The 6,005-nt window shown below is 38.1% G+C and carries 5 protein-coding genes; 3 read left to right on the top strand and 2 right to left on the bottom strand.

Annotated features, from left to right (window positions below; all coding sequences use genetic code 11):
* Positions 1-352: 352 nt before the first annotated feature.
* Positions 353-1,618, bottom strand: coding sequence for a 3-isopropylmalate dehydratase large subunit (leuC, locus tag CYP64_RS02060; RefSeq protein ID WP_084109649.1), 1,266 nt, complete (start codon positions 1,616-1,618; stop codon positions 353-355).
* An 83-nt stretch (positions 1,619-1,701) separates the two neighbouring features.
* Positions 1,702-3,846 carry a TonB-dependent siderophore receptor gene (locus CYP64_RS02055; RefSeq protein WP_084109650.1) on the bottom strand — a complete coding sequence of 715 codons (2,145 nt, stop codon included), beginning with the start codon at positions 3,844-3,846 and terminating at the stop codon, positions 1,702-1,704.
* A gap of 234 nt (positions 3,847-4,080) precedes the next feature.
* Here CYP64_RS02055 and CYP64_RS02050 point away from each other — a divergent pair, with 234 nt between their 5' ends.
* The 3 genes from CYP64_RS02050 to CYP64_RS10100 form a co-directional block, all read left to right on the top strand.
* The gene (locus tag CYP64_RS02050; RefSeq protein WP_103648490.1) at positions 4,081-5,403 is read left to right on the top strand and encodes an NFACT RNA binding domain-containing protein; all 1,323 of its coding nucleotides are present in this window, start codon (positions 4,081-4,083) and stop codon (positions 5,401-5,403) included.
* 3 nt (positions 5,404-5,406) lie between these two features.
* Positions 5,407-5,751 (top strand): hypothetical protein, encoded by a 345-nt coding sequence (locus CYP64_RS02045; protein ID WP_103648489.1) that lies wholly within the window; start codon positions 5,407-5,409, stop codon positions 5,749-5,751.
* Positions 5,751-6,005 (top strand): Rrf2 family transcriptional regulator (locus CYP64_RS10100; RefSeq protein WP_219809688.1); only part of this gene is annotated, 255 nt, incomplete at its 3' end. The genes CYP64_RS02045 and CYP64_RS10100, both read left to right, overlap by 1 nt.

The following is a 6,005-nucleotide window of genomic DNA, read 5'->3' as shown; positions in this document are numbered from 1 at the left end:
ATATATAACTTCTGTTCTTTGTTAAGAGAGAAGGGAGGTTGAATTTTGCTTCGCAAGCTCGCAACTGCATGGCAGACACGAAGTCACTCCATTCTCCCTTAACAATCCCCCTACCCTGACACGTTCAAGGGGCATGCAATAGTGCTGGCGCACTACATGCGGTTAAAACCCTATCAAATTTTAAAATTTATGAGCAGCAAGCCACGGCTCTAAATTTAGTGCTAAACGAAGCAAGGCCTAGATTCCAAGATAGATTTGGATGTTGTGACGAAATTTTCACACAGGATAAAATATCTAGTTTATCGAAGTGTGAAAATTTCTAACTCATTCAAAGATACTTAAAAGCTAACGTCTATAAGTCCCTTGGATCGGCGATTTTACCTGCTATGGCTGAGGCCGCTACAACTGCTGAGTTGGCTAGATAAATTTCACTCGTTCTATCGCCCATACGTCCGACGAAATTTCTATTTGTTGTTGAGATGCAGCGCTCATTTGCGCCCAAAATGCCCATATATCCGCCAAGACAAGCACCACATGTTGGGTTGCTCACAACTGCGCCAGCTTCTATGAAAATGTCGATAAGTCCCTCTTTTTCGGCAGCTCTTGCGATCTTTTGTGTAGCTGGAGTGATGATGAGCCTTGTTTTGCGGGCTACTTTTTTGCCTTTTAAAATTTGTGCTGCGATGCGAAGGTCGCTTAGGCGGCCATTTGTGCATGAACCGATAAATGCTTGATCTATAGCTAAATCGTCACGAACCGCTTGTCTTACGCTCTTGCCGTTACTTGGCAAAAATGGATATGCGATGACTGGATCAAGATTGGTCACATCGATCTCTAAAATTTTGTCGTATTTTGCACCCTCGTCTGAGTAGAAAAATTTTGGTTTATCGCGTAAATTTTTATCTTTTAAAAACTCTTTTGTGATCTCATCAACCGCGATGATACCGCTCTTTGCACCAGCTTCAATCGCCATGTTGCACATTGAAAATCTATCATCCATACTAAGGCCCTCTATCACCTCACCGCTAAACTCAAGCGCCTTGTAAAGTGCGCCATCAACGCCTATTTGGCGGATGATCTCAAGGATGAGGTCTTTGCCGTAGACGTGTTTATCAAGCTTGCCTTTAAACACAACCTTGATGCTCTCAGGCACTTTAAACCAGTTTTTGCCAGTGATCATCGCATAGGCTAGGTCGGTGCTTCCCATGCCAGTGCTAAATGCCCCAAGAGCGCCGTGCGTACAGGTGTGGCTGTCTGCGCCGATGATGACGTCGCCTGGGATGACTAGCCCTTTTTCAGGCAAAAGTGCGTGCTCGATGCCCATATCCTTTTCGTCAAAATAGTTTTTAAGGTCGTGTTTATAGGCAAATTCGCGTGAAATTTTAGCTTGATTTGCGCTTAGGATGTCCTTTGTCGGGATGTAGTGGTCCATCACGATAGCAAAGCCGTCTGGGTTAGCTAGCTTTTTAGCGCCACTTCGCTCAAACTGCTTGATCGAGATAGGCGTCGTGATGTCGTTGCCTATGATCATATCGATTTTGCTTTCGATGATCTCTCCTGCACCTACCTCTTTGCCAACGTGATCTGAAAATATTTTCTCGGTGATAGTTTGTTTCATAAATTTCCTTTAAATTTTGAGGCGATTTTAACGAAAATTGCTAAATTTAAAGAAAATTTACTAAGCCAAAAGGCCTAGTAAATTTAGAATTTAACGCTAGCTGTTAGCATAAACTGACGAGCATAGCCTGGGGTAATAGGAAGCACTGAAGAGTCAGTTCCAGATGATGCTGTTACGTAGTAAAGTTTATCGGTTAGGTTTTTCACATTAAATGCAAAATTTGTCTCATAGCCTGAAATTTTAGTCGTATAGCTAACAAAAGCATCGTAAGTAATAGCATGTGGTAATTTATAAAAGTTTCCATAAGCTGCTGAGTTTTTTTGTTGATTGTAAGTATACCAAGAGCCAAAATACCTGGCGCCACCACCTATTCTTAGACCTTTTACGCCAAGATGAGTAAAATCATAATTAGCAAATAAACTCGCTTGATGCTTTGGAGTAGCCTCAAGCGGCTTACCCACCTTCCAAGCCATATTTCTATCTTCTTTTAGTTTAGTTTTGGTGTAGGTATAGCTTGAACTTACACTAAGTCCATCTGTAATACGTCCATTAAAATCAAACTCTACTCCTCTAGAATTTGCTTTACCACTCGTATATGATATATTGTTTACATTGTTTATAATATTTTTCTTATCGATATTAAATAAAGCTGCCATTGCGGTTATGCTATTGTTTTGAAATTTTGTTCCAAACTCGATAGATTTTCCCTCTTCTGGCTCTAATGAGACAGCACCTTTGCTGCCGATAGAAGTTTGTGGCTTAAAGCTTTGAGAATGGCTAGTATAAACTGACCACTCAGGAGTTAGTAGATATAAAAGTCCGACATTATAAAGCAGCTTGCCACCACTTTTATCTATACTTTTAGTAAAAGGCAAAGGTCTGGCAATATATCTGTTTTGATCGCCTACTATTTGGTTATAGTATTCATACCTTAGTCCCGCTACAAATATTAAGCTATCAGTTAAATTTATACTATCTTGTGCGTAAGTACCGATCGTTTTTAGTTTGTGGTATTGCGTCTTTTTGCTAGCACCTCTACTTTTGATGTCATCTGCAGTAACTCTACCATAAATAGGCGAGTAGATATTTATATTATTTCTAGCATCATTTGCTTCGATCTGACGAGCTTCTGGACGTTGTCTTAGATACTCTTTAGCATCTACTCCAAATAAAAGATTATGAGTTATGCTTCCAGTTTCTACTATACCGTTTAATGTAAGTGATCCAGCATGGGTCTTATGCTCAAAATCTTCATACCACTCCATACGTCTTTTTGCGATTCCACTAGCCAAATTTATATTCATAATGCGAGCTTGTCCGTATTCATGTAGTGAGCGTGAAAATGCATAAGCTCCCTTTAATAGCCAATTCTCGCCAAAATTTTTCTCAAAACTTAGATCAAAAGTATCTACTTTGCCGTCTATCTCGTTAAATGGCTCATCTAATCTGACTTTTTTATCTATGTCTAAAATTTGTCCTGATTCTAGCATATACATGCCACGATCTGCGGGGTCGGTGTATTTTGTATGGGAGTAGGCAGCATCAATACGATAGTCGTCACCTTTATAACTTATACTTGGAGCGATGAGTAAATTTTTATATTCGCCATACTCTCTCCAATAATCCTTACCCGACCAATCAAATATAAATCTATATGCAAAACCGCTCTCACCCAAAGCTCCAGTTGAATCAAAGCCAAAATCTCTATACTTTTTATTACCGGTGCCAAGCCAAATTTCATTGCTATTTTCATAAAGCGGTTTTTTAGTTACTAGATTTATGATACCGCCGGCATCTTGAACGCCGTAAAGCAAGCTTGCTGGGCCCTTTAACACCTCGACGCTTTGTACAGTTGCATTAAAGTTGTGCGTCACACCAGCTGATACACCATTACGCATTATAGAGCCGTCACGTCCGCCACCAAAGCCACGCTTTAAAGCCGCATCAAAATTTCCTGAAGTTGTATTCGCATAGCTAACACCACTTACGTTTTGAAGCGATTCCATTAAATTTTCTGGCTTTTTATCCTTTAGCTGCTGCTGGGTTACGACGTTTACTGTCTGTGGTATCTCAAGAATTGGCGTATTTGTCTTGCCCACCTCACTCGTTGTGGCTCTGTAACCATCGTCTGCGCTATCTTCAATGCTGATCCCATCTAAACTTACATCAGTAGCATTTAAAGCAGAAATAGCAAAACAAAGCACCGCACTAATGCGAAATTTATTCATTTATCATCCCTTAAAAAATTTTTAATATTATAAAAATAGTTATCATTATATAAAAATATATTTTAAATTTTTATGAAAAAAATTTACGAAAAATTTATATTTTAATAACATTACAAATAAAATATTTGTAAAAATTAAACATGGATCAAAAAACAGATTTTTACTATTCTTGTCATAGCTAGCGATAAAGCTTTTATTAAAACATTTTTGCAACATTTCTGATATAATCCCCACATGAAGTACGCACATTTAGTTCAAATAGCAAGTTATTTATCAAATTTTACAAAGATAAACCAAGCAAAACGCATTAATGATATGGCTATTTTGATCGAATTTAATGGCGAGAAGATTATCTTTGATCTAAACAAATCAAACTCCTCTATCTACAAAGATGACGAGCTAAAAGAAGCAAAAATTTATCAAGCACCTTTTGATAATGTGCTAAAAAAGCGCTTTAATGCCTCGCATATAAAAAGCGTTGAATGCTTAAAAGACAATAGAATTTTAAAATTTATCTGCACGCAAAGTGGCTCATATAAAAGTGAAAATTTTATCCTTTATCTAGAATTTACGGGTCGCTTTACAAATACTGTGATAACTGATGAAAACAACGTAATAATCGAGGCGTTAAGACACATCGATAATAGCTACCGAAAGATAGAAACTGGCGAAGTTTTAAGAGAGCTTCCAGCCATCGCTATCAAAGAAAAACCGTGCGAGCCCATAACTGACTTTGAGGCGTTTTTTAAGAGCGAAGCGGTCAGAGTAAATGAGTCCAGGATAGCTAGCTTAAAAGAGGCAAAGCTTGCAAGCGTACAAAAAAAGATAGGTAGCATGAGCGAAATTTTAAACTCACTTGAAGACAAAGATGAGCTAATGAGAAAGAGTGAGGAATCTGCAAATTTAGGATCGCTTTTGCTTGCAAATCTGGGGAATTTTAAGGGCTATGAGAGAGAAATTTGTCTAAAAGATTTTGATGGCAATGAGATAAAACTAACTCTTAGCGATACACCAAAAAACAGCGCAAATGAATTTTACACAAGATCAAAAAAATTTCGTGCAAAAGCCATTGGCGTGGAGATAGAAAAGAGAAATTTAAGCGAAAAGATCGAGTTTTTAGAAGGGCTAAAGTCACTTTTAAAAGAGGCAAAAAGTGCTTACGAGCTTGAAATTTTAAGTCCAAAAAATAAGGCAAAACAAAGAGAGAGGCACATAAAAGATGTAAGCGAAAATGCTGAAATTTTTTACGTTAGAGAGTTTAAAATTTTAGTTGGTAGAAATGAAAAAGGCAATATAAATTTGCTTGATCTTGCCAAAAAAGACGATATATGGTTACATCTAAAGGATAGCCCAAGTGCCCATGTCATCATCAAGACAAACAAGAGCAAAGTGCCAGAAGACGTGCTAGAGATAGCTGCTAAATTTTGCGTAGAATTTAGTGTAAAGGGAGCCGGTAGATACGAGGTAGACTACACTAAGCGTGAAAATTTAAAACGTGAAAACGGTGCAAATGTCACTTATATGAACTATAAAACTATCATCATAAATAAAGGCTAAAAAATGGCTGTAACACCTTTAGGAAATAGTAACTTCATAAACCAAAATGCCCCAGTAGTATCACAAGTGCATGCAAATCAACAAGCTAGATTTGATATGCAGTCTTTAATAGCAGCTGAGCTTGCCTCGCAGCAAAGTGATGAGATCAAAGAGGTGCGTCCGATGGAAGAGTCTTATAAAATAGACCCTGAAAAGGAGCATGAGCGCCAAAAAAATGAAGAAGAGGCAAGTGAGTTTGAGAGCGAAAAACAAAATTCAAGAGATAGTGACGAGGAAAATTTGGACGATATAGCAGATAATGAGGAAATAGTGCCTAGCGAACATCATATGCTTGACATAACTATTTGATGCCTAAACACCCCAGCTCCACAAACACCACGTCTCAAGTCAGTGATACTCCCCAACATCTAACCCTCCTTCAAATTTTTAACGCAGTAAATGATAAAGAAAAACTTTTTAAGATCCACTCTGACTCACCTAAAGCCTGCCCGCTTGGTGGCAAGATCGAAACTCTCTTAACCACCCACTTCCTAAAAGCACAAGAAGCTTTAGAGGATAGTTTAAGAAGTATTACTTTACAAGATCTATTAGATGAACTTATT

The organism is Campylobacter concisus (genome assembly GCF_002913945.1).
Classification (GTDB): domain Bacteria; phylum Campylobacterota; class Campylobacteria; order Campylobacterales; family Campylobacteraceae; genus Campylobacter_A; species Campylobacter_A concisus_P.
The sequence above is the reverse complement of the archived record's forward strand: the minus strand, read 5'-3'. Positions and strand labels throughout refer to the sequence as shown.

What these genes read in the sequence shown, in the direction of transcription:
- CYP64_RS02050 (WP_103648490.1), top strand. Translation starts at nt 4,081, where the DNA reads ATGAAGTACGCACATTTAGTTCAAATAGCAAGTTATTTATCAAATTTT.
- CYP64_RS02055 (WP_084109650.1), bottom strand. Translation starts at nt 3,846, where the DNA reads ATGAATAAATTTCGCATTAGTGCGGTGCTTTGTTTTGCTATTTCTGCT.
- leuC (WP_084109649.1), bottom strand. Translation starts at nt 1,618, where the DNA reads ATGAAACAAACTATCACCGAGAAAATATTTTCAGATCACGTTGGCAAA.
- CYP64_RS02045 (WP_103648489.1), top strand. Translation starts at nt 5,407, where the DNA reads ATGGCTGTAACACCTTTAGGAAATAGTAACTTCATAAACCAAAATGCC.